The following is a 24,380-nucleotide window of genomic DNA, read 5'->3' on the forward strand; positions in this document are numbered from 1 at the left end:
ATCGCTAGCCTTTTACACCTTCCTTGCACAAAAGAAGCGCTCTCACTGCGTTCGCAGTCGCTAATTTTGCACGATAGCGTCGATGATAGTGTGGGCGCGGCCAGCCTGGCTTCCCATGTGAAAGAAGAACATCGCCAGCAAAGGTTGCCCCGGACAATTAAAGAAACCCGTTGCAGCAATGCAGCGGGTTTTTTGTGTTTATAGTGCAGAATTTTCGCATCGATATGTAAGTGTCTTAGCGCTTGTTAAAATGGATTGGTTCACCTTGAGCAAATCAAATGTGCTCGCTGTAATTAATTTTGCACTTTATTGCATTAAATCTATCCAGATTTAGTTTGCCATTTTGACATAACTGTATATACTCACAGTATCTTTACCTGTATGGAAAACCAGTTGTATGCGACCACTAACGAAACGACAAGAACAAGTATTTGAACTAATCAAAGTCTTTATCAAAGATACAGGTATGCCTCCTACACGTGTTGAAATTGCTGATGCGCTTGGTTTTAAAAGTGCAAATGCGGCCGAGGAACATTTGAAAGCCTTAGCTAAGAAAGGGGTGATAGAAATGGTGCCAGGAGCTAGCCGTGGAATACGTCTAGTCGACGATGGCTCTTCTGAAGATGCAGGTCTTCCCTTGATTGGTAAAGTTGCTGCAGGAGAGCCTATTTTGGCTCAAGAACATATCGAAAGTCATTATGAGGTTGATCCGAGCTTATTTAAACCTGCTGCTGATTACTTATTACGTGTAGATGGAATGAGCATGAAAGACATCGGTATTCTTGATGGTGATCTTTTGGCTGTACATAAAGCGCAAGTTGCTCAAAATGGTCAAGTTGTTGTTGCTCGAGTAGACAACGATGTAACAGTTAAAAGGTTAGAACAAAAAGGTTGTAAAGTGCTGTTACATGCTGAAAATGAAGAGTTTTCCCCAATCGAGGTTGATCTAGAACACGAATCTTTTGCTATTGAAGGTCTTGCTGTAGGTGTTATAAGAAATTCTAATTGGATGTAACTTCTATATAATTCTAACAATAGGTTAGCTGTACTCTTCTTCTGTTTCTTCAGTCAGCTAACCATATCTCTTCTTACTTTCCATTTTAATATATCAAATTCTTCTATTTTACTTTCTTGCTAATTGTTTATTTATTGACTAATTGTTAATAGGTCATGTATTGCCTTCGACTTTAGTCGGATCCTATGACGGTCATCCAATAATTCTAACTGCGAACTTCTTGCTGAAGTCGATAAATGGGGGCGTCGTATGAGAATAAGTAAATTTGCTTATTTGCTTACTTTTTTGTTGCTTAGTCCACTTTCATTAGCCAATAGTGACTACAACATGAGAAAAGGGGTTACTGATGTAAGTCATAGTGTTTATGAACTACATATGACCATTTTTCTAATCTGTTGTGTAATCGGCTTGATTGTATTTTCGGTGATGTTTTGGGCTTTATTAAAGCACCGAAAATCAAAAGGAGCTGTAGCTGCACAGTTTCATGAAAGTACTAAAGTAGAAATTGTTTGGACTGCAATTCCTTTTCTTATTCTTGTCATCATGGCGATCCCTGCAACTAAGACTTTAATTGCTATGGAGGATACCAGCAAGGCTGACATAACAATTAAGGTCACAGGCTCACAATGGAAATGGCACTATGAATACCTTAGTCATGACGTCGATTTCTTTTCTGTGTTATCTACGCCTTTATCTCAGGTTAATAATGAGGAAGAAAAAACAGAGACCTACCTATTGGATGTTGATAAACCGCTGGTAATACCTACAAACAAAAAAGTGAGATTTTTAATGACGTCAGATGACGTTATTCATTCATGGTGGGTACCTGATTTTGCGGTTAAAAAAGATGCTAATCCGGGCTTTATCAATGAAGCTTGGACCAAAGTAAATGAAGAAGGTATTTACCGAGGCCAGTGTGCTGAGCTATGTGGTAAAGACCATGGCTTCATGCCTGTTGTTGTTGAAGCTGTCTCGCCTGAAAAATTCGAACAATGGTTAACTCAACAACAGTTAGCCAAAGCAGAAGCAGTGAAAGAGGCCGAAGCTCTACTATCACAAACTCTAAGTAAAGAAGAGCTGATGACAGAAGGTCAGAGTGTTTACATGGGTTATTGTGCAGCTTGTCATCAACCGACAGGGTTGGGGCTGCCTGGCGTCTTCCCTGGTCTTAAAGATAATGCGGTTGTTAAAGGGGATCTAGATGAGCATATAGATGTGCTGCTAAACGGTCGCCCAGGTACAGCAATGCAGGCATTTGCAAAGCAGCTTACAGTCAAACAAATTGCGGCTGTTATCACTTACAAACGTAATAGCTGGGGTAATGATACGGGTGAAGTTATCCAGCCAAGCCGAGTTCAAGCATTCATCGATAAAACGTCAGGAGAGTAATCATGAGTACTCAAGTTCAAAGTTCAGAACATGCTCATGAGGAGCATCTTACAGGCATCAAGCGCTGGCTTTTTACAACTAACCATAAAGAAATTGGTTCTCTTTATTTAATCTTTTCACTAGTGATGTTTTTGATTGGTGGGGCTATGGCTATGGTGATCAGAGCTGAGTTATTTCAGCCTGGACTACAGCTAGTTGATCCACACTTTTTTAATCAAATGACCACTGTGCATGGTTTGATCATGGTGTTTGGCGCTGTTATGCCTGCCTTTACAGGCCTCGCTAATTGGATGATCCCCATGATGATAGGCGCACCGGATATGGCGCTGCCTAGAATGAACAACTGGAGTTTTTGGATTTTACCTTTTGCATTTGCAATCTTACTTGCTTCACTGTTTATGGAAGGTGGAGGTCCAGCATTTGGATGGACTTTCTATGCGCCTTTATCCACGACATATAGTAACGACAATACTGCATTGTTTGTGTTTGCTGTTCATATAATGGGCATTAGTTCAATCATGGGAGCAATTAATGTCATTGTAACCATTGTCAATTTACGCGCCCCTGGTATGACATGGATGAAGTTACCTCTCTTTGTATGGACATGGCTAATAACCGCTTTTTTGTTGATTGCCGTAATGCCTGTATTGGCTGGCGCTGTAACTATGGTACTTACCGATAAATATTTTGGTACCAGCTTCTTTGATGCCGCGGGAGGTGGGGATCCAGTTATGTTTCAGCATATTTTCTGGTTCTTTGGCCATCCTGAAGTTTATATCATGATACTTCCGGCATTTGGCATAATATCGACGATAGTGCCTACTTTTTCTCGGAAAAAGCTATTTGGCTACTCTTCCATGGTATACGCGACCTCTTCTATTGCTTTTTTATCTTTTATCGTATGGGCACACCATATGTTTACCACAGGTATGCCATTGGCTGGAGAGCTATTCTTTATGTATGCGACCATGCTGATATCTGTACCAACGGGTGTCAAAGTCTTTAATTGGGTTGCAACTATGTGGCGTGGCTCGATTAGTTTTGAGATCCCCATGATGTTTTCCATCGCATTTATTGTGCTCTTTACGTTGGGGGGCTTCTCGGGTTTGATGCTTGCGATCACTCCAGCAGATTTCCAATACCATGATACCTATTTTGTTGTGGCGCACTTCCATTATGTACTTGTAACAGGGGCCGTATTTTCGATTATGGCGGCAGTTTACTATTGGTTACCAAAGTGGACTGGCCACATGTACTGCATCACCACAGCGAAGTGGCATTTTTGGATGTCATTAATTAGCGTCAACATTTTATTTTTCCCAATGCACTTTGTAGGCCTTGCCGGTATGCCAAGGCGCATACCTGATTACGCACTTCAGTTTGCTGATTTCAATGCCATCATTAGCATTGGTGGTTTTGCCTTTGGCCTTTCCCAGCTCATTTTTGTGTGGTGCGTATTCAAATGTGCTCGAGGTGGTGAATCGGTGCCAGCTAAAGTGTGGGATGGTGCAGAAGGACTAGAGTGGGAGGTACCTTCTCCAGCACCTTTGCATACATTTAGTACCCCTCCTGAGGTGAAATAGTATGCATGCGGCACTTGTTAAGCAACTCATTATTGCTGTTGTAGGTATGTTTGCTTTTGCTTTTGCACTGGTACCGCTTTACGACGTCTTTTGTGAAGTAACAGGCTTAAACGGAAAGCCAGATATGGAAGCGGCAAAGGCCAGTAGTTTAGTGGATGAATCTAGAATGGTTGATGTGAGTTTTATTACTCAAACTAAGCAAGGTGTGCCGTTTAGTGTGAAAGCAAAACAGTTTTCTGTCGCTGTAAAGCCAGGAGAGATGTCAGAGCTTATTTTTGTCGCTAAAAACCTAAGTGAATATCAGAGAGTGATGCAGGCAGTGCCGTCTGTTTCACCGGGAAAAGCAGCCAAATACTTACATAAAGTAGCTTGCTTTTGCTTTGATAGACAGCCATTCGAACCTAATCAAGAAGTTGAGTTCAAGCTCGTATTTTATGTTGATACAGAGTTACCTCAAGACGTTCAAGAGCTAACCTTATCTTACGCCATTTTTGATATCAGTGACGTCGCGTTAGTGCGTGATGGCGCGAAAACCGAACCTTACAAAGGTTAGGAGGAATTATGCAATCTCAAAGTTATTATGTACCCGCCCAAAGCCCTTGGCCGATTGTAGGAGCTGTGGCTATGTTCTTTATTGCCGTTGGTGCAGGCCTGACTGTCATGCAATTGGGGAGTGAAGATTTAAGTGGTGTTCTCATATTAGGATTAGGTGTCTTGATACTACTTTATATGCTTTTTGGCTGGTTTAAGCATGTTATCCAAGAGTCAGATAAAGGCTTATATTCAGCGCAAATGGATCGTTCATTCAAGCAAGGTATGAGCTGGTTTATTTTTTCTGAAGTAATGTTCTTTTTTGCATTCTTTGGTGCGCTTCTTTATGCGAGGGTATTTTCTGTACCTTGGCTAGGAGGAGCCAGTAATAACCAGATGACGAATGAGGTTTTGTGGCCAAACTTTGAAGCAATGTGGCCGCTACTTGCTACACCCGCCGGTGATGTAACACAGAGTATGCCATGGTATGGCTTGCCACTTATTAATACAGTTATTCTGCTTACTTCATCAGTTACCTTACATTTCGCGCATAAAGCCATAGAGTCAAATAAGCGTAAACCGCTTACGATTTACTTACTAATCACAGTAATACTTGGGTTTATATTCTTAGCGCTTCAAGCCCAAGAGTATGTACATGCATATGAAGCGCTCAACTTGACGCTTCAGTCAGGTATCTATGGCAATACCTTTTATCTTTTAACTGGGTTTCATGGCATGCATGTCACCATAGGCGCAATTTTATTAACGATTGTATTAATAAGAGTTACAAAGGGACATTTTACCGAAGACAAACATTTCGCTTTTCAAGCCGCTGCTTGGTATTGGCACTTTGTCGATGTTGTATGGGTTTGTTTATTTGTTTTCGTTTACGTTTTATAGGTGCGAAATGAGGGATTTATATGGCTTTAATCAAAGCGCTGCCATGGCAAGCTATAATCATTTGGCTAGTATGCATCACGGTTGTGACAACGTGCCTAGGTTTGTCTTACTGGCAGTTTTCTAGAGCAAAAGAAAAGCAGCTTCAACTTGATGAATTTAGTCAAGTTGAGCTGACTTCGTTCGAGTTTATCCAAGCATTGCAAAATCGCTCTATTGAAGGGTTGCATGGACAGGCTGTTTCTTTAATGGGAAGACTAGAGAAACAATACACTTGGTTTTTAGATAATAGAATTGTAGATGGACGTGTCGGTGTTGATGTTATTTCTCTTTTTAAAGTTGCGGGTTTAGAAAAGTATCTATTGGTTAATTTAGGGTTTATACCGCTTCAAGGCCGAGGACAGCCTGAAAAACTCTCTTTTGACGAAATTCAAAACTTAAATTTAGTGATAAAAAGCCGCCATTTAGAGCACTTTACTTTGGCAAAGTCAGCGCTTGAAGCTCATTCTCAGCGGTTACAGTTTATAGATCATTTGTACTTATCAAATTTAACAGGTAAAGATATCTACCCTGCCATTTTTTATCAATTACCTGACTCAGCAGTGATTGCTGAACCTCACTATCAACCAGTAGTAATGAGTCCTGAAAAACATCATGCCTATGCTTTGCAGTGGTTTTTAATTGCAGTCGCAGCGGCTTTTATCGCATTCAAAGCAACAAGAACAGAGGTGCCGAATGAAGCTTAAACCAATGTGGATGTTTGTTATCTGCTGTATTACGCCATTTATTTTAGCTTATGCGGCAATTCAGACAAATTGGCTACCAAATGACACAACCAATAAAGGACGTTTATTAAGTAGTGAAATACAAGTGCCCAATTGGCAGGCTCATGAGCATGCGCTTTGGAGCATCGCATTATCAGCTCCAATTGATTGCGGGTTAGTTTGTACTCAACAAAATCAACGCTTACAAAATGTGTATCAAGCTCTTGGCAAAAAACAAGACAAAGTAAGTCTAGTGATTTTTGGTGAGGTGAAAAATAATGACATGACTCAGTATCCGGCACTACCTGAGTTGCAAGCTGGATGGCTTTATCTTGTCGATCACCATGGTTTAGTTGTGCTTGCTTATCCATACGAAGAAAGTGAGCAAAAAAGTAGAGTGTTACATAAAGGATTGTTATCGGATCTAAAGAAGTTACTTAATTATGCGCGCAGTAGCTAGGAGGAAAAATGAATAAAAAATATATTTACCTCACTGTAATTAGCACATTTATTACTTTTTGTGTCGTTGCTTTAGGGGCTTATACTCGCTTGAGTAATGCGGGGTTAGGGTGCCCAGATTGGCCAGGGTGTTATGGCTTTTTAACTGTTCCTAACACTGCAGATGAGTTAAAAGCGGCGGCTAATGCCTTTCCTGGTAGTACAGTTGAACCTTTTAAAGCTTGGATTGAAATGATCCATCGTTATTTTGCGTCTTCGTTAGGTCTGTTGGTGATTGGCTTGTTGTATTTTGCGCTTAGGAAGCGTGTTGAAGAAGTGCCCAAAAAGTTAACTGTAGCTTTGTTTGTGTTGATTTTACTGCAAGGTAAGTTAGGCATGCTGACAGTCACAATGAATCTGCAGCCCTTTATAGTGATGGGCCATTTACTCGGTGGATTTACTATTCTGGCACTACTTTCAATGCATTGCTTTTATATATTTACACCAGAAAAGCGTTTTCTCGTATCTCCTCCAAAAATCCCTACTAGGTTGTCAGAAATTAGCTTGATTGTCTTGGTGTTACAAATCGCATTAGGCGGCTGGGTCGCTGCTAATTATGCAGCACCACACTGCGTCGGATTGCCTATTTGTGAGAATATCCATTTATTTTCTGTAGAAAGTTTATTTCATCTTCCCATTGGTGAGTTGAACTATGAATATGGTGTATTGCCATTTGAAACTCGGCTATCCATACATATGGTTCATAGAGTGTGGGCGGTTGTCACAGTACTTACACTTGGTATATGGGCATGGTATGTGTTGACTAATAGTAAAGAAAAACTCTTAAAGAATACTGCAAGTTTACTTATTGCTGGCTTAGTTCTTCAGCTGTTTTTGGGGGCATTGATCGTGCACCTGCAATTTCCAATATTAATTACACTCTTTCATAATCTAATGGCGGCATGTTTGCTGATTGTTAGCTTATTTTTGTGGTTTCTACTTGCTTATAAAAGCACCGAGGAGGCAGTATGAAAAGTCTTACTTTAAAGTCCGAAGCACTGTTCCAAACATTTAATTTATCTGCGTACTTGGGTATTTGTAAGGTAAAAGTGGTCGTTATGCTAGTTATTACCGCTTGGGTAGGGTTAAAGCTTGCGCCTGATATGAACAGAACGTTCCTTGAGCAAAGCATGAGTTTATTAGGTATAGGGCTATTGTCAGCATCGGCAGCTGCGATAAATCATGTCGTAGATCGAGAGATAGATAAAAAAATGGCAAGAACACGACATAGGCCGCTAGTGCAAACTCAACTGAGCGTGAAACAAGCACTTGGGTTTGCAGCGCTTATTGGTCTGATAGGGAGTGTGGTGTTATTTTATTGGAGCAATACTTTAACGCTCTTTATGACACTGGGCGCATTAGTTGGCTATGCGGTGGTATACACCATGTTTTTAAAAAGAGCGACACCACAAAATATTGTTATTGGTGGTTTGGCGGGTGCAATGCCACCGTTATTGGGGTGGATCAGTGAAACAGGTCAGCTCGATGTGCAAGCTTGGCTGCTAGTCATGATAATCTTTATTTGGACGCCGCCACACTTTTGGGCTTTGGCCATAGCAAGAAGGAATGACTACAAGCGCGCAGATATACCTATGTTACCTGTGACACATGGCAGTGAGTTTACTCGATTCTTCATTGTAATTTATTCAATTCTTTTATTTGTAGTTTGCTTGTTGCCTTATCTAGTTACTATGTCAGGCAACATATATTTGCTTTGTGTACTTATACTTAACAGTGTTTTCTTATATAAGAGCATCGTTCTGTATATAAAACGTTCAGATGAATCTGCGATGGCACTTTTTCATTTTTCAATTACTTATTTACTGCTACTCTTTATATCGCTATTTATTGATAGATGGATCCTTTGATGCGCTATATATTGTTTTTGCTAGCTTTATTATTGTTTGGCTGTGATGAAAATGTGCCTGTTTCAGAACATACTATTCACTATAAACAAGCAAAAGAAATCCAAGATTTTAATTTGCAAGATCAGTATGGCAATACAGTCACAAAGCGAGACTTACTTGAGCAATGGACATTGATATTTTTGGGATACACAAGTTGTCCTGATATTTGTCCAATGACACTAGCAAAGCTTACCGAGATAAATACTGAATTAGCACAGCAACATAATGTTAAAGTTTGGTTTGTTTCGGTCGATCCTAATAGAGATACTCAGCAACAGCGCAAGGCATATATAGACTATTTTAACTCAGACTTTAAGGCGGTATCGGCAGAGCATGCAAACCTATTTCCTTTTGTCAGAAATATTGGTTTGATATATGCCATCAATAACAGTAAGGAAACAGAATATTATGTGGACCACAGTGCCTCAGTTGCACTGATTAACCCACAAGGAAATCTAAGTGGTATTTTTAAGGCTAAATTTTCAGCGAATGAAGTACCATTAATTGATGCAGCGCAAGTAATAAAAGATTTTAATGCTATCGTGCATTAGAGTGCTTGAATAAACTGGGTGAGCTTTGTGATTTATTCATAAATCGAGCTAACACCCTAATAATTTTTAGCTTTTAGTTAATAACTTTTATGGCATTTCTGCTAACTGGGTCTAAGCTAAAAATATAAAAATTACACAAGGAGAGCGCATCGCGCATGTTAAAACTTCCTTCAGAACTAACAATAAGTCATGTTGAAGAGTTTCATCAACAGGTATTGCAAGTGCTTCATGCTGAGCACGATGTCAGTATTGATGTGTCAGATGTGATACGTGTAGACACAGCATCAATACAAGTTTTATGTGCTTTGCAAAAGCATCTTCTTGAAATTAACAATGGAATTCGTTGGCATGGTGAAAGTCAGTCGCTTAATAAAGCGGTTGATGAGCTTGGTTTAACAGAATTACTCGCCCTATCGGCGTGAATTAAGAGGTCATTATGAAAAAGATTTTGGCAGTGGATGATTCAGCATCTATGCGACAAATGGTTGGCTTTACTTTAAAGAAAGCGGGTTTTGAAGTAGTTGAAGCAAAGGATGGCAGTGAGGCTTTAGGTATTGCTAAGCAACAAAGCTTTGATGCCGTGATCTCCGATGTCAACATGCCTGTGATGGATGGGATTACACTTATTAAAGAGCTAAGAACATTACCTAGCTATAAGTTTACACCACTACTAATGCTTACGACCGAATCAGGTCTAGACAAAAAAACTGAAGGTAAAGCCGCAGGCGCGACAGGGTGGATTGTTAAACCTTTTAACCCAGATCAGTTACTAGCTGTTCTTAAAAAAGTTATTCGCTAAGCTAGGATTTTATTATGAGTATTGATTTAAGTCAGTTTTTCGAGGTCTTTTTTGAAGAGAGTCTCGAAGGGTTAGATGCAATGGAAGCGGAGCTCCTAAACTTAGAGCCCGGAAATGAAGACATGGAAACCATCAATACTATTTTTCGTGCTGCGCACTCTATAAAAGGAGGAAGTGGCACGTTCGGTTTTACTTCTGTTTCTGATTTCACACATGTATTAGAAACATTGTTAGATCAAATCAGAGATGGTCAACGTGCATTAACAGCTGAGCACGTAAACCTTTTACTGAAATCAGTTGATTGTTTAAGAGGCATGTTGGCAGCGTTACAGGCAGAGCAAGAGCCAGACTTAACAGAAGCCGATGAAATTAGAAAACGCTTTGAAGTTATTTTGGGTTTTTCTGAAGATACTGATTCAACCAGCTCAGAAACTCCAGAAACACAAAGCGAAAATACTTACCAAATTGACTTTAAGCCTCACCCTCATTTATTCAAAACGGGTAACGAGCCCTTATATATGATTTCAGAACTTGCCGAGCTAGGTGAGTTAGAAACGCAAGCGTTTTATGATGCCATACCCGATATAGATTCATTACATGCTGAAGAGTGCTTTTTAGCTTGGCGCTTTTTCTTAACGACATCTAAGCCTGAATCTGCGATTTCTGAAATATTTGAGTGGGTTGAAGACGATGCCGATATAGGCATAGTTTTATGTGGTGGGCTCTTTGAATCTGACTTATCAGATGATGAAGACTCCACTCCCTCAATTCAAGTGTCCACTGAATCTGAAAGTCGAATAGAAAACCCAGAGCCTGAAATCAAAGCGGTCACGTCAATCTCGACAAATGCACCTGTTGTAAAAAAAGCAGAGGCTAAGAAACCATCTGACTCTTCAGCAACCTCTATCCGTGTTGGTATAGATAAAGTTGATTCGTTAATTAATATGGTGGGTGAGCTTGTGATAACGCAAGCTATGTTGAGTCAAATTGGTGAGCAAGAAATTACTGAGTCAACGATTACAGCATTACAAGAAGGGTTAGCCCAACTTGCCCACAACACTAGGGATTTGCAAGAAAATGTCATGCGGATCCGCATGCTACCTATTAGTTTCGTGTTTAGTCGATTCCCAAGACTAGTTAGAGATACATCTCAGAAACTTGGTAAGCAAGTTGAATTGAAATTATTAGGTGAACAAACTGAACTTGATAAAACCGTCATGGAGAAAATATCAGATCCTATGGTTCACCTTGTGAGAAACTCTTTAGATCATGGGTTAGAGACGCCTGAGCAGCGTGTTGCAGCTGGTAAGGAGCCGGTTGGTACTGTGACGTTAAATGCGTTCCATCAAGGCGGTAACATTGTCATTGAGATTATGGATGATGGACAAGGTTTAAATACTGAAAAAATAAGAAGCAAAGCCATTGCCAACGGCCTAATTCAAGAAACTGATGAACTTTCGTCGGATGAAATAAATGAGCTAATTTTTATGCCAGGCTTTTCTACGGCTGATGAGGTAAGTGATATATCCGGCCGTGGCGTGGGCATGGATGTTGTCAGAAGAAATATTCAAGCGTTAAATGGTTCGGTTGAAGTCGCCTCGGCACCAGGAGTAGGATCAACCTTTACAATTCGTCTTCCGCTAACTTTGGCTATTTTGGATGGCCAATTAGTTAAGGTTGCGCAACATACTTACATTATCCCGCTCATTTCAATTGTTGAGTCATTACAAATAGATATTAGTAAAGTCAGTCGTGTAGGGAAAGACCTTGATGTGTTAAGGCTGAGAGATGAATATATTCCGATTCTTCGTCTATACGATATTTTCAACCACGATGGTGCCATTGAAGAATTAGATAAAACATTACTCGTTGTTGTCGAAAGTGATAACCACAAAGTTGGCTTATTGGTCGATGATTTACTTGCTCAACAGCAAGTGGTTATTAAGAGCCTTGAAGCGAATTACCAAAAAGTTGATGGTATCTCTGGTGCAACAATCTTAGGCGATGGCAGAGTGTCTTTAATTATCGATATCAGTGGTTTAATTAAATTAAGTGGTTTAAAAAGGCCAGGTTCCCAAGACTTAATTGTCGAGCAAAACGCAGTAGGGGGGGCAGCATAAATGTCAGAACAGGCAGGACACAATCAGCAGTTGATCTTGGAAGGTCAGCACGATGAGAATCAGTACCTGACATTTATGATGGCAGGTGAAGAGTACGGAATGAATATTCTGGCTGTACAAGAGATCCGCGGATGGGAAGATGTCACTGCGATCCCTAATTCTCCCAGTTTTGTGAAAGGTGCCATTAATCTACGTGGCACAATTGTACCAATTATAGATTTAAGACTACGATTCGGTATTGCAGATAATGAGTATGGTCCACTTACAGTTGTTATTGTTGTCGCAGTTGAAATAAATGGTCAGAACAAAGTAATGGGTATCGTGGTTGATGCTGTTTCAGATGTATATAGCATTTCTGAAGAGCAGGCTAAAGATGTGCCTGATTTTCAAGATTCAGATAACGCCGAGTTTGTTCATGGATTGGTTAATGTTGGGGAGAAAATGGTTGTTCTTCTTAATTTGGAAAGCGTTTTAAACTTAGAGTCAAAATAAACACGGGTAGGGTCAAGATGAGTGGTAGAAACGTTCAAAGTGAAATAACCAATAAGTTATTGATAGCAGCGGTAGTTATAGTGGCGTCAATCGCAATTGCATTGCAAATTTTAGGTGTTCCATTGAGTGGTGAAAATGCGATTGGGTTAGGCTTGCCTTTCGTCATCACTCTAGCGGTTATGTTTTATTTAAAGCAAAGTTTCAGCACTTATGCTGCACAATTAGAAACGGTTGATAGTGCAATAAACTTGTTAAAGTTTAAAGATGAAGAAGCCGCACAGCGATTACACTTAGATGCCTACCCTCAATTACGTACTTTGTTGGTTTCAGATAATACAGAAGCAGAGCAGGTGGATGATGGCCAACTTGTTGAAAGCATGATAAGTGCACTACAAGTATGTCAGGCAAATATTATGATTGCCGACGTTGATTTAAACATAAGTTACCTGAATGATTCAGTAACCGATATGCTCTCTGCTAATGAACATAAATTACAAAGAGATCTACCTAATTTCAATGTCGCCTCTTTAGTGGGTCAGAACATTGATGTTTTCCATAAAAACCCAAGTCACCAAAGAAGCTTACTAGCTAATTTAAGAACGGTTTATAAGACTCAAATTAATGTGGCTGGCCTTACCTTTGACTTGATTGCGACGCCTGTGTTTGATGCTGAACAGCAGCGTATCGCTACACTGGTAGAATGGAAAGATATCACTGAACAATTAGCGAATGAAAAAGAAAAGCAAGAAATGGCAGCAAATAATGCGCGTATTTCAAGCGCATTAGATGTGTGTCAAGCTAATGTCATGTTGGCTGACACAGACCTAAATATTGTCTTTGCAAACCATTCAGTACTTGAAATGTTGAGTAATAATCAAGCGCAGTTACGCACAGCACTACCAAACTTTGATGCAAGTAATTTAATTGGAGAAAACATTGATGTTTTCCATGCAAATCCAGCGCACCAAAGACAGATGCTTAATGCTTTAACAGATACTTATAAAACAGATATTAATGTTGCTGGGTTTACTTTTGGATTAATCGCCACCCCTGTTTATGATGATCAAGGCGAGAAAGTAGGTACCGTAGTCGAGTGGGACGATAAAACCCAACGACTAGCTGCTGAAGAAGCTGCAGCTAAACTTGCGAATGAAAATTCACGTGTTAAAAGTGCACTCGATAATGTTACTACAAATGCGATGATAGCCGATGCAGAATTTAACATTGTGTATTTAAATGATGCAGTTATAAGCATGATGCGCAATGCAGAAAGTGACTTGAAGAAAGACTTACCTAACTTTGATTCATCAAAGTTATTGGGTGCTAATATAGATATTTTCCATAAGAACCCTGCGCATCAAAGGGCAATGCTAGAAAGGCTAAGTTCAACATATAAAACAGAAATTGTTGTCGGTGGAAGAACTTTTGCTTTGGTCGCAAACCCAGTTTTCAACGATGAAAATGATAGAATTGGCACTATCGTAGAGTGGAATGACAGAACAAGTGAAGTCGTGATAGAAAAAGAAGTCGCAGACCTTGTTAGTGCAGCTTCAGAAGGTAATTTGACTCAGAGAATTAATGAGTCGGGTAAGGAAGGGTTCTACCTCAGATTATCACAAGGCTTAAACCAACTGGTCAGCATTGTAGATGATGCAGTAACAGACACTGCACAAATGCTTGATGCATTAGCGAATGGTGATTTAACACAAAGAATTACACAGGAATATCACGGTTCATTTGATAAATTAAAACGCGATGCGAATGTTACAGCTGATAAATTAACTGAGGTCATTAATCGTATTAGTTCGTCCGCGACGCTTGTGGCCAGTGGGGCTGAAGAAATCTCGCAAGGTAATGCAGACCTAAGTCAGCGTACAGAAGAACAGGCATCTTCGCTTGAAGAAACAGCTTCAAGTATGGAGCAAATGACAAGTACTGTTCGTCAGAATGCAGATAATGCAAAAGTTGCCAATGAACTTGCAGAAGAAACAAGCTCCAAGGCAATGCAAGGTGGCGAAGTTGTGAACCGTGCAGTACAAAGTATGTCTGGGATTAACGAATCTAGTAAAAAGATTGCTGATATCATTGGGGTTATTGATGAGATTGCTTTCCAAACCAATCTGCTTGCATTAAATGCAGCTGTGGAAGCGGCTAGAGCTGGAGAACAAGGGCGAGGTTTCGCAGTTGTGGCAGGTGAGGTTAGAAACCTTGCACAGCGTTCAGCTGGTGCTGCGAAAGAAATCAAAGACTTGATCCGCGATAGTGTTAGTAAAGTTGAAGACGGAACACTTCTCGTGAATGAGTCAGGTGAAACGTTGAAAGATATTGTCGCGTCGGTGAAGCGTGTTACTGACATGATTTCAGATATTGCAGAGGCTTCTGTTGAACAAAGTTCTGGAATTGAGCAAGTCAATAAAGCCGTGACACAAATGGACGAAATGACGCAACAAAATGCGGCATTAGTAGAAGAAGCTTCTGCTGCTGGTGAGTCTATGGCAGAGCAAGCTAATGATATGCGCCGTTTGCTTAACTTCTTTACAATAGATGACTCGACTTCAACATCGATGATGCTTTCAGAGGCTAAGCCAAATAAAGCACCAACAAGAATAGCTCCGACGCCCTCGGCTGTTCAAGAAACTAAGTCAGAGATCCAGTCACCAGTGAAGCCTCCTGTGAATCCTGTAGCGACTGCCAATAAATTCGCAGATAGCGCTGATGAATGGGAAGAGTTTTAATTAGGTATGAAGAAGGTGCTTATTATGAGCACCTTCAAATCTTAAATACACCTTTCTTGTTGAGTCACTCGTTTTAGTGTTGCCTGTTTATAGGATAAATGATGAGAGAATTTGTACTATCTGATCAGGATTTTCAGACCATTGCACAAAAAGTCTATAAAGCATGTGGTATTGTTCTTGGTCCTCATAAAAGGGAAATGGTTTATTCAAGACTGGCGAGGCGAATTAGGGCAAATCAGTTGGATTCATTCTCTTCATATTTAAGTTTCTTAGAAGAAAATGAAGAACAAGAGTTCAGTCAATTTATCAACGCTATCACGACAAACCTCACTTCATTCTTTCGAGAAAATCATCATTTTGAATATTTATCGAATACAGTTATTCCTAAGCTGCTAGAAGATAATAAATTCTCTAAGAGAATACGTATTTGGTCGGCTGGCTGCTCTACAGGTGAAGAACCCTATAGTATCGCCATGACAATCGCAAACCGTTTCCCGCCTGATTGGGATGTGAAAATTCTCGCAACAGATTTAGATTCCAATGTGCTCTCGAAGGCACAAAGTGGTGTTTATGATGCTGGCAATGTGACCGGGCTTGATAATGACGTTTTGAAAAAGTGGTTTTTGAAAAGCGCTGACAATCAAGCATATAAGGTTAAACCAAACTTGCAGTCATTAATCTTTTTTAAAAGGTTAAACCTACTTGAAAAATGGCCTATGAAAGGGCCCTTTGATGTGATTTTTTGCCGCAATGTGCTGATTTATTTTGATAAGGAAACAAAAGATAAGTTGTTTAAAGGTTACCACCAGATGCTAGGTGAAGACGGGCACTTATTTATTGGTCACTCAGAAACCATGGGTAAAGAACACCATGAGTTTAAGAACTTAGGCCGTACTATGTATCAAAAGGTATAGTATGGATAATCGATTTAAGCCGGTTATCAGAGGCTTTGAACACGTTAAACGATTTTGGGATTCAGGCCGAGGCTGTGTGATAGCTAAGGTGTTACCTGGCGAGTTTTATGTCTCTAAAAATGATGAACTTATCTCAACTGTATTAGGGTCATGTATTGCTGCTTGTGTATATGATGATAAGTTGGGCGTCGGTGGGATGAACCACTTTATGCTACCAGCAGCAAAAGGGATTAAAGAAATTCATGCCGATGATTTGACTTGCCGTTACGGAAACTGGGCAATGGAATACCTAATCAATGAAGTGCTCAAGAACGGAGCATCAAAAGCTAATCTGAAAGTTAAACTTTTTGGTGGTGGTAAAATAATTCGCTCAATGACAGATATTGGTATTGGCAATATTCGTTTCGCACATGCTTACATACAAGAGGAAGGACTCGAGTTGGTTTCTCATGATGTCGGTGGCCCATGGCCACGTAAAGTGGTATTTCATCCACAAACAGGTCGTGCGCAAGTTAAGAAATTAAGAGAAATGCATAACGACACGATTGAAAGACGAGAAGTGCGTTATTTACATGATATTGAATCGCAAGATGCACAGACAGATATTGAGCTGTTTTAGGAGTTGGCATGATAAAAGTTTTAATTGTTGATGACTCGCCTTTAATCCGAGGGATACTGACAGAGGTGATCCAACAGGCTAATGATCTTGAAGTGGTGGGTAGTGCTGAAGACCCTTACCAAGCGAGAGAGATGATAAAATCGCTTAATCCTGATGTGATTACGTTAGATATTGAAATGCCAAAAATGGACGGCATTAGCTTTTTAAGAAACCTGATGCGTCTTCGCCCTATGCCAGTTGTGATGATTTCTACTTTAACACAACAAGGCTCGCCTATTACGTTAGAGGCGCTAGAGATTGGTGCCGTAGACTTTATTGCCAAACCCAAAGTCAATGTCGCTGAACAGCTGCAACACTATGCAGAAACAGTGCAAGAAAAAGTTCGCACAGCTGCAACTGCCCGCTTACGACCATATCGTACGTCTGAGGCTGCAGCGCATAAAGCGCAACTAGCATCAGGGCAAGCGTTCGAACGAAACTCAATTATTGCTATTGGTGCTTCAACAGGTGGCACTGAGGCAATTAAAGAGGTTTTGGTTCAGATGCCAAAAGATGCACCACCTATCGTCATTACTCAGCATATCCCTCCTGTATTTAGTACGTCGTTTGCTATGAGGATGGATAAGACCTGTGCAATGCATGTAAAAGAAGCTGAAGATGGTGACATTCTTGAGTTTGGTAAAGTTTATATTGCGCCAGGTGATAAACACTTAAAAGTGGTCAGTAAAGGGCTAAATAAAGTCTGTGTTTTAGACGATGGTGAGCTTGTAAACAGACATAAACCAGCGGTAGATGTTTTGTTTGATTCCTTGAAGCCATTTGCAAAAAATGTTTCAGCAGTGCTACTGACAGGCATGGGGAGTGATGGCGCAAGGGGTATGCTGGGCTTGTTAGAGGCGGGTGCTAAAACAGCTGCACAAGATGAGCAAACTTGTGTTGTGTGGGGAATGCCAAAAGCGGCTGTCGATATGAACGCTGCGCAAAAAGTGCTACCACTACAAAGTGTGGCAGCACACCTGCTCAAGTCTAGTAGTCGTTAGTTTGCAGCACCCAAGGTTGTGAAAACCAATAAAACTGACCTGAGTGCTTGATGGAAGGGGCTGTACAGTTATAACGTGTACGGCCTTTTTTAATGTCTTTAGGTGAAGTGACCGACACCCTTTTCTCATTTTTCCAGATAATATCAGCACGTCCAATACCTGAAACAAAACATGCAAATTGAGATTTGTAAAAATCTTTACTGGCAAACTCTATCTCAATAGTAGGTGTTCGGTTGGTTGTCACAGAATCCGTGTAAGAAAGCTCTGAGATAGCAAAAGGCAGAGAGTGCAATTTGGTTTTTAAGGTATCTAACTTACTGTAAAAGCCCGATGCAGGGTATCGAGGAACACGTGTGTAGTCAGTAAATTCTGACACTGCACCAGAGTGTTGTCCAATACCAATAAAACCGAGTTCTTTAACGAGGTTTTGTAGTGGCCTATTGAACTCACCATAGGGGTAGGCGAGTAACTTTACATTATGGCCCACTTCTTCTTTGATACGCCTTTCTGAGAATAGGATATCTTCACGGACCCGCTTCAGCCATTGCGCTTGGGTTTCACCGTCTTGTTTTAAATGTAGGTAATCATGCTTCGCGCTGTGATTGGCAATTAATGCGCCGCGTTTTGCTAAAGCTCTGAGCTCCTCCCAAGTCATCACATACGATTTATTTTCATCGATAAGCTGAGGATTTACAAAAATGGTATACGGATAGCCAAACGCTTCAAGAATGGGAGCCGCTTGCTCGATGTTATTGTCGTAACCATCATCAAAAGTGATGGCCACGGTTTTGGCAGGCAGTGCCTTACCTTGTTGTGTATGATGCAGTAACTTATCCAAGTGAATAACATTAAAGTCATTTTCTTTTAGGTAGGTTAAGTGGGTTTTAAAGGTTTCTTCACTCACTGATGTTACCGCTGGTAGCTTCTCGCTGACGTGGTGATACTGTAAAATCACCGCTGATAGAGATGGGATTGAAAACAACAACAAAGCGAAAACAAAACAATGAAAGAGATATTTAAAAATCATAAAACGTACCATATAAGTCTGCTATTGCTAGCGGGTCCGATGATTTTATCAAATATATCTGTGCCATTGTTAGGGTTAGTTGATACAGCGGTGATCGGCCATCTATCAGAAGCTCACTTTCTGGCTGGTATCGCATTAGGGTCGGGCAGTATTTCATTGCTATTTTGGCTAGCAAGCTTTCTAAGGATGAGCGCCACAGGCGTGCTTGCGCAGTCTTTTGGGGCGAAAAACTGGCCTAGATTACAACAGCAGTTATTAGCCAGTTTATTGATTGCTTGGACTTTTTCAATCTCATTAATATTACTCTCTCCTTGGTTACTGGATAGCATAAAAGTCTTATCGAATGCTTCTCCGGATGTGTTTGCCCAGGCGAAAAGCTACTTTGAGATTCGAATATTTAGTGCTCCAGCCGCGATGACGAACTTGGTACTATTAGGTCTTATGCTGGGCATGCAATACGGAAAAGGGCCATTCTACTTACTGCTATTTACAAATATCACTAACATTATTTTAGATGTGCTGTTTGTGATTGGCTTTGGTTGGCAAGTGGCAGGCGCTGCTTGGGCATCTGTGATTGCAGATTACATGGCACTGCTGGTCGCGGTTGTATTAATTAAAAAGCAACTGGCACAGCACCAAGTTCATTGGCGTTGGTTGCTGCCAAACAAAGCGCAGTTTTTGGCATTGTTATCACTAAATCGAGATATTTTTATTCGCTCACTGTTATTGCAGCTTTGCTTTAGTTTTATGACTTTTTATGGCGCACGATTGGGCGAAACGACACTGGCGGTCAATGCCGTTTTATTAAATTTTTTAATGTTGGTGAGTTTTGCTTTAGATGGCATTGCTTATGCTGCAGAAGCAAAAGTAGGTCAGGCCAAGGGTGAAAACTCAGAAGCAAAAGTGAAAATTTGGGTCAACTTAAGCTTGTTTTGGGGGGCTGTGTTCGCGTTGCTCTACAGCTTAATCTTTGCTGTGTTTGGCTTAAGTATCGTCAAGCTTTTAACAAATATTCCAGAGGTTATCAGTGCCTCAAAAGCTTATCTATTCTGGCTCATTCTTTTACCTCTATTGGCAATGTGGTGCTTTATATTTGATGGGATTTTTGTCGGCTTAACCCGAGCTCAAGATATGCGAAATAGCATGTTCTTTTCTGCTGTTTTTGGGTTTATGGTGCCTATTTGGCTTACATTGGAGCATGAAAACCATGGCCTTTGGTTTGCTATGAGTTGTTTTATGTTATTGAGAGGTGTTACTTTGGTTTATCGTTATCGTCAAATTCAACGACAGGGTTTATTGTTGCAATAACTTGTGAGAAGCGGTTAGCAAAGATACCTAAATAGCCCCAACCTGCAAAGAAAAGTGCTGGCGCGAGAAATACCAGGCCAATTATTTGCACCCAAGGTTGGTGATAATAACCCCAAGCAATAAAAGCAACCGCAATAGCAAACAGCCCCAAACCGATAAAAAAGCGTTTGAGGCTGAGTTTAGGTTGTTGCCCTAGACGGTAAATTATGGGCTTCAACATAATTAATAGTAAGAGTGCTCACCAGCTTGGTGCTCTGTGATATCACGTACCCCAGTGATTTCTTCGAACTTAGCAACCATCTCTTTTTCGATGCCTTCTTTTAACGTTACATCGATCATTGAACAACCATTACAGCCACCACCAAATTGCACCACAGCGATACCTTCAGCTGTAATTTCAACTAGGCTTACTTGACCGCCATGATTGGCAAGTTGTGGGTTTACCTCAGTCGTTAGCATATGCTCAACACGCTCAGCTAAAGAAGCATCATCTTTAAGACGTTTAGCTTTAGCGTTAGGCGCTTTAAGTGTTAACTGAGTGCCCATTTTGTCAGTTACGAAGTCGATTTCAGCTTCATCTAAAAATGGTGCGCTTTCTTCATCAACAACCGCGTCGAAACCATTAAATGGTAGGCGAATATCAGTTTCTTCAACAGCATCAGGTGGACAGTAAGACACACCACATTCAGCTTGAGAAGTACCAGGGTTTACAACGAAAACACGAATGTTTGTGCCTTCAGTTTGATCAGCCAATAGCTTGGCAAAGTGACTTTGTGCAGTTTCAGAAATTGTGATCATAATCGAACTATACTTGACTAAATTACTCGGTTAATGGCTATGATACTCCGCTGGTGGCATTGTCGCCAGTGTTGAACGTAAAAATTTGGCTTATCTGATTTTGCTTGTTAGCTTACTTGCTACAATTTTAAGCAAAAGGTTTTAGTATGCGCACGCTCCTCGCACTCACATTGTTTTGCTGCACTTACTTACTCTCAAGTAGTGTAATAGCAAAACCGGTTTCCTATTACTTCCAACAAAATGTCCAGTTTGACCCCGCTATTCCAAAGCCTGAAGAGGTATTAGGTTATCAAGTCGGTCAGTGGCATGTGCGTCATGACCAATTGGTTCAGTATATGCGGGTGTTAGCTGAAAAAAGCCCTAGAGTGAGTATTGAAACCATAGGTTTTAGTCATGAAAAGCGACCGCTACTGCTACTAAAGTTTAGTAAATCAGAGAATATAGCTAAGTTAGATCAGCTTCGTGAGCAGCATCGCGCACAAGTATTTGCAAAGCAGCCAGCGAAAAATTTACCTGCTTTCATTTGGATGGGATATAGCGTGCATGGTAACGAATCATCTGGCAGTAATGCCGCTTTATTAGTTGCTTATTATTTGGCTGCCGCACAAGGAGAAGAGGTAGAGCAACTGCTAAATAACTCTGTGGTGTTACTAGACCCTGCTTTAAACCCGGATGGTTTGGCGCGTTTCGCTCAATGGGCAAATAGTAATCGAGGGCAAACCTTATCTGCAGATCCGCAACATAGAGAGCATGTTGAGCAGTGGCCTTCAGGTCGTACAAACCATTATATGTTCGATTTGAACCGAGATTGGCTGTTACTCCAACATCCTGAATCGCGCGCTCGAATCGCCGCATTTCATAAATGGCAGCCACATGTTTTAACTGACTTTCATGAAATGGGCCCTAACAGCACGTATTTCTTCCAGCCGGGGATCCCAACGCGTACTCATCCACTCACACCCAAGCAAAACACCCAGCTAACAACAGCGCTTGCAGATTTTCATGCGCAAGCTTTAGATGCACAAAATCAGCTTTATTTTACACAAGAAAGCTTTGATGACTTTTACTACGGAAAAGGCTCAACATACCCTGATATCAATGGCTCTGTGGGTATTCTCTTTGAACAGGCTAGTAGTCGAGGCCATGTCCAAGAGACCATTAATGGTCAGCTGACGTTTGCACAAAGCATTAAAAACCAAGTTACAACCAGCTTGTCTACTTTTGCTGGTGCGATGGCAAACAAGCAGCAATTAATTGACTTCAAGAATAACTTCTACCATCAAGCTGACACTTTGGCTGATAAAGAGAAGTTTATGGGCTATGTCGTTGCCAAGGGTCAAGATCCACAACGTTTCAATGAGTTTATGTCGGTACTTTCACAGCATCAAATTAAAGCCTATGCCTTAAATAAAGTCATCAAAGCATCCGATCAAAGCTTCGCTCAGGGTGATGTTTATATTCCATTGAAACAAGCGCAATTCCGTTTAATTAAAGCCATCTTTTCTGAGCAAACAAGTTTTCAAGATAATACCTTTTATGATGTATCGGGTTGGACACTACCACATGCTTACAACTTAAAGTTTGGTCAAGTATCTAGTCGTTGGGGGCTAGATGTATCAAAGCAAGCTTGGCAGTCAGAAAATGCTGGTTTTTCTGCAGTAAAAGAGAGTTATGCTTATGCCTTTGATTGGCAGCCAAGCGCAGCGCCTAAGCTATTAAATGCACTTTTACAGCAAGGGATTGATGCACGTGTTGCACTTAAAGGTTTTAAAGCAAAAACGGCACTGGGAAACCGAGAATTCAAAGCGGGTAGTATTGTTGTCGCTTCAGGTGTGCAAAGGCAATCAAACATTGTAGCCATCATGCAACGAGCACAAGCTGACTATGGTGTACAAATTCATGCAATTCAAAGCGGCTTAACCAGCGAAGGCGTTGATCTAGGCTCTCGTCAGTTAAGGCCAATTAAAGCACCGAAAGTCTTACTGGTAGGGGGAGCAGGCAGCAGTCAGTATGAAGTGGGCGAAGTTTGGTATCATTTAGATACACAGTTAGGTATAGCACCCACTATTATTGAACAAGACAGATTGCATCGTGCAGATCTCTCTAAATACACACACATTATCTTAGCTCATGGCAGTTATCGTCGTATGGCAGAAAAAGCCAAAACTAAAATTGCTGCTTGGGTGAGTAAAGGTGGGGTGATCTGGGGTCACAAAGGCGGTGCGAAATGGTTAGTTGATAATCAACTTTTGAGCGCACAATTGATCTCGCCTAAGCAGATGGCAGAGCAGTTTGATACTGCTGGTTTAAGTTATGGAGATAGAGAAGTATTATCAGGTAAGCAGCGTATTGCTGGTGCTATCTTTGCGTCAAAACTTGATTTAACACACCCACTCAGTTTTGGTTATGAGCGTGAATTGCTGCCGTTATTTAAAAATAGCACACAGCTTTTTGAGATGCCCGGCAAGCCATTTCTAACGGTTAGCCAATATCAGTCAAAACCTTTATTGGCAGGATATGCTGCTACAGAAAATGTCACTCAAATTGCAAACACGGCAGCATTGATAGGTCACCGTTATGGTCAGGGCAGTGTTGTTGGTATGATCGATAACCCTGTGTTTAGAGGTTTCTGGAAAGGCAGCAGCCGTTTACTAACGAATACATTATTTTTTGGTCACACTTTGGCTGTGCAAGGGCGTTAATGCTGTGGCATAAGCCCATATCTCATCAGCGCCTGCTGTATAACACGCTTTTGCAGCAGCGTTGATAGTCGACCCTGTGGTGATCACATCATCGATGATCGCCACTTTCTTACCTTTTAGATTTTGCTCTACTTCAAATGCGCGTTTTACATTTTGCTTGCGTTGTTTGAGACTCAAAGCACTTTGCGCTTTTGTGGCATTGATGCGTTTTAAAGTATCGGTACTTACTTTTGTATGAGGTAAATGACTTAACCAGGTCTGTGCAACTTGGTTAAATCCACGGTCGATTAAACGGTTTTTATGAAGCGGTAAAATGATATATAAATCGGGTGAGAAGGTGGATGTACTTTCAAAGTGAGCAAGTTGAGTCGCAATAACTGCATTGATAGCCGTTTGATAATGGCTCTGTTTGGTAAACTTAAATTCACTCAGCCATTGTCTCATAGCACCTTGATACCAAGCACATGCCATTAATCCATGACAATGAGGCAAATTAAAAATGCGTGCTATGTCAGGCTGGAATAGTAAGTTTGGCTGTTCTAATGAGATAAAAGGAAAGTCTGAGAGACAAAGTTGACAGATCCCTTCGTTACTTGAAAGTGGGTTATGGCACATATGGCAGTGACTTGGGAATAAGGCATCTGCTAAATTTCTTAATAGTGACATTGTGTTCATCCTTGGTATCAGTATC

General features: G+C 40.8%; 25 protein-coding genes. 21 read left to right on the forward strand and 4 right to left on the reverse strand.

Annotated features, from left to right (window positions below; translation table 11 throughout):
- The 19 genes from ACGHEH_RS18185 to ACGHEH_RS18275 all read left to right on the forward strand — a co-directional run.
- Positions 1–204 (forward strand): hypothetical protein (locus tag ACGHEH_RS18185; RefSeq protein ID WP_390448208.1); only part of this gene is annotated, 204 nt, incomplete at its 5' end.
- Between the two features lie 193 nt (positions 205–397).
- Positions 398–1,015, forward strand: a complete 618-nt coding sequence (gene lexA, locus ACGHEH_RS18190) for a transcriptional repressor LexA (protein ID WP_390448211.1) — start codon at positions 398–400, stop codon at positions 1,013–1,015.
- Positions 1,016–1,264: 249 nt separating this feature from the next.
- Positions 1,265–2,404 (forward strand): cytochrome c oxidase subunit II, encoded by a 1,140-nt coding sequence (gene coxB / locus ACGHEH_RS18195; RefSeq protein ID WP_390448213.1) that lies wholly within the window; start codon positions 1,265–1,267, stop codon positions 2,402–2,404.
- A 2-nt stretch (positions 2,405–2,406) separates the two neighbouring features.
- Entirely contained in the window at positions 2,407–3,987 is a 1,581-nt protein-coding gene (gene ctaD / locus ACGHEH_RS18200; RefSeq protein ID WP_138478192.1) for a cytochrome c oxidase subunit I, read from the forward strand.
- 1 nt (position 3,988) lies between these two features.
- Positions 3,989–4,540 (forward strand): cytochrome c oxidase assembly protein, encoded by a 552-nt coding sequence (locus tag ACGHEH_RS18205; protein WP_390448217.1) that lies wholly within the window; start codon positions 3,989–3,991, stop codon positions 4,538–4,540.
- Between the two features lie 8 nt (positions 4,541–4,548).
- Positions 4,549–5,418 (forward strand): cytochrome c oxidase subunit 3, encoded by an 870-nt coding sequence (locus ACGHEH_RS18210; RefSeq protein WP_390448220.1) that lies wholly within the window; start codon positions 4,549–4,551, stop codon positions 5,416–5,418.
- A gap of 20 nt (positions 5,419–5,438) precedes the next feature.
- Positions 5,439–6,161 (forward strand): SURF1 family protein, encoded by a 723-nt coding sequence (locus ACGHEH_RS18215; RefSeq protein WP_390448223.1) that lies wholly within the window; start codon positions 5,439–5,441, stop codon positions 6,159–6,161.
- Positions 6,151–6,639, forward strand: a complete 489-nt coding sequence (locus ACGHEH_RS18220; protein WP_390448226.1) for a transmembrane cytochrome oxidase associated protein — start codon at positions 6,151–6,153, stop codon at positions 6,637–6,639. The genes ACGHEH_RS18215 and ACGHEH_RS18220 overlap by 11 nt, the downstream gene beginning before the upstream one ends.
- A gap of 8 nt (positions 6,640–6,647) precedes the next feature.
- Positions 6,648–7,649 carry a heme A synthase gene (locus ACGHEH_RS18225; RefSeq protein ID WP_390448228.1) on the forward strand — a complete coding sequence of 334 codons (1,002 nt, stop codon included), beginning with the start codon at positions 6,648–6,650 and terminating at the stop codon, positions 7,647–7,649.
- A complete protein-coding gene (gene cyoE / locus ACGHEH_RS18230; protein ID WP_390448230.1) occupies positions 7,646–8,545 on the forward strand; it encodes a heme o synthase in 900 nt (299 codons plus the stop codon). Before ACGHEH_RS18225 ends, cyoE begins: the two co-directional genes overlap by 4 nt.
- Positions 8,533–9,135: an SCO family protein gene (locus ACGHEH_RS18235; protein WP_390448233.1), complete on the forward strand. Its 603-nt coding sequence runs from the start codon at positions 8,533–8,535 to the stop codon at positions 9,133–9,135. Before cyoE ends, ACGHEH_RS18235 begins: the two co-directional genes overlap by 13 nt.
- Before the next feature lie 155 nt (positions 9,136–9,290).
- Positions 9,291–9,557: an STAS domain-containing protein gene (locus ACGHEH_RS18240; protein WP_138478207.1), complete on the forward strand. Its 267-nt coding sequence runs from the start codon at positions 9,291–9,293 to the stop codon at positions 9,555–9,557.
- A gap of 14 nt (positions 9,558–9,571) precedes the next feature.
- A complete protein-coding gene (locus ACGHEH_RS18245) occupies positions 9,572–9,934 on the forward strand; it encodes a response regulator (protein WP_058031180.1) in 363 nt (120 codons plus the stop codon).
- A 14-nt stretch (positions 9,935–9,948) separates the two neighbouring features.
- Positions 9,949–12,054 (forward strand): chemotaxis protein CheA, encoded by a 2,106-nt coding sequence (locus ACGHEH_RS18250; RefSeq protein WP_390448237.1) that lies wholly within the window; start codon positions 9,949–9,951, stop codon positions 12,052–12,054.
- A complete protein-coding gene (locus ACGHEH_RS18255; protein WP_390448240.1) occupies positions 12,055–12,546 on the forward strand; it encodes a chemotaxis protein CheW in 492 nt (163 codons plus the stop codon). It begins immediately after the preceding gene.
- 17 nt (positions 12,547–12,563) lie between these two features.
- The gene (locus ACGHEH_RS18260; RefSeq protein ID WP_390448242.1) at positions 12,564–15,281 is read left to right on the forward strand and encodes a methyl-accepting chemotaxis protein; all 2,718 of its coding nucleotides are present in this window, start codon (positions 12,564–12,566) and stop codon (positions 15,279–15,281) included.
- Between the two features lie 101 nt (positions 15,282–15,382).
- Positions 15,383–16,195, forward strand: coding sequence for a CheR family methyltransferase (locus tag ACGHEH_RS18265; protein ID WP_390448569.1), 813 nt, complete (start codon positions 15,383–15,385; stop codon positions 16,193–16,195).
- Between the two features lies 1 nt (position 16,196).
- Entirely contained in the window at positions 16,197–16,814 is a 618-nt protein-coding gene (gene cheD / locus ACGHEH_RS18270; protein ID WP_390448244.1) for a chemoreceptor glutamine deamidase CheD, read from the forward strand.
- A gap of 8 nt (positions 16,815–16,822) precedes the next feature.
- Entirely contained in the window at positions 16,823–17,854 is a 1,032-nt protein-coding gene (locus ACGHEH_RS18275) for a chemotaxis response regulator protein-glutamate methylesterase (protein ID WP_390448246.1), read from the forward strand.
- On the opposite strand, the gene ACGHEH_RS18280 is transcribed toward ACGHEH_RS18275, so the two are convergent.
- The gene (locus ACGHEH_RS18280; RefSeq protein ID WP_390448249.1) at positions 17,841–18,881 is read right to left on the reverse strand and encodes a polysaccharide deacetylase family protein; all 1,041 of its coding nucleotides are present in this window, start codon (positions 18,879–18,881) and stop codon (positions 17,841–17,843) included. The genes ACGHEH_RS18275 and ACGHEH_RS18280 overlap by 14 nt on opposite strands.
- Here ACGHEH_RS18280 and ACGHEH_RS18285 point away from each other — a divergent pair.
- Positions 18,858–20,189 (forward strand): MATE family efflux transporter, encoded by a 1,332-nt coding sequence (locus ACGHEH_RS18285; RefSeq protein ID WP_390448252.1) that lies wholly within the window; start codon positions 18,858–18,860, stop codon positions 20,187–20,189. The two genes, ACGHEH_RS18280 and ACGHEH_RS18285, sit on opposite strands and share 24 nt — an antisense overlap.
- On the opposite strand, the gene ACGHEH_RS18290 is transcribed toward ACGHEH_RS18285, so the two are convergent.
- Positions 20,134–20,409: a hypothetical protein gene (locus ACGHEH_RS18290; RefSeq protein WP_390448254.1), complete on the reverse strand. Its 276-nt coding sequence runs from the start codon at positions 20,407–20,409 to the stop codon at positions 20,134–20,136. The genes ACGHEH_RS18285 and ACGHEH_RS18290 overlap by 56 nt on opposite strands.
- A gap of 2 nt (positions 20,410–20,411) precedes the next feature.
- Positions 20,412–20,987, reverse strand: a complete 576-nt coding sequence (gene nfuA, locus ACGHEH_RS18295) for a Fe-S biogenesis protein NfuA (RefSeq protein WP_138478225.1) — start codon at positions 20,985–20,987, stop codon at positions 20,412–20,414.
- A gap of 146 nt (positions 20,988–21,133) precedes the next feature.
- On the opposite strand from nfuA, the gene ACGHEH_RS18300 reads away from it, so the two are divergent.
- Positions 21,134–23,689, forward strand: coding sequence for a M14 metallopeptidase family protein (locus tag ACGHEH_RS18300; RefSeq protein WP_390448257.1), 2,556 nt, complete (start codon positions 21,134–21,136; stop codon positions 23,687–23,689).
- On the opposite strand, the gene ACGHEH_RS18305 is transcribed toward ACGHEH_RS18300, so the two are convergent.
- The gene (locus ACGHEH_RS18305; RefSeq protein WP_390448260.1) at positions 23,651–24,355 is read right to left on the reverse strand and encodes a ComF family protein; all 705 of its coding nucleotides are present in this window, start codon (positions 24,353–24,355) and stop codon (positions 23,651–23,653) included. The two genes, ACGHEH_RS18300 and ACGHEH_RS18305, sit on opposite strands and share 39 nt — an antisense overlap.
- Positions 24,356–24,380 lie beyond the last annotated feature (25 nt).

Source organism: Pseudoalteromonas sp. MTN2-4, from assembly GCF_042848605.1.
GTDB lineage: Bacteria > Pseudomonadota > Gammaproteobacteria > Enterobacterales > Alteromonadaceae > Pseudoalteromonas.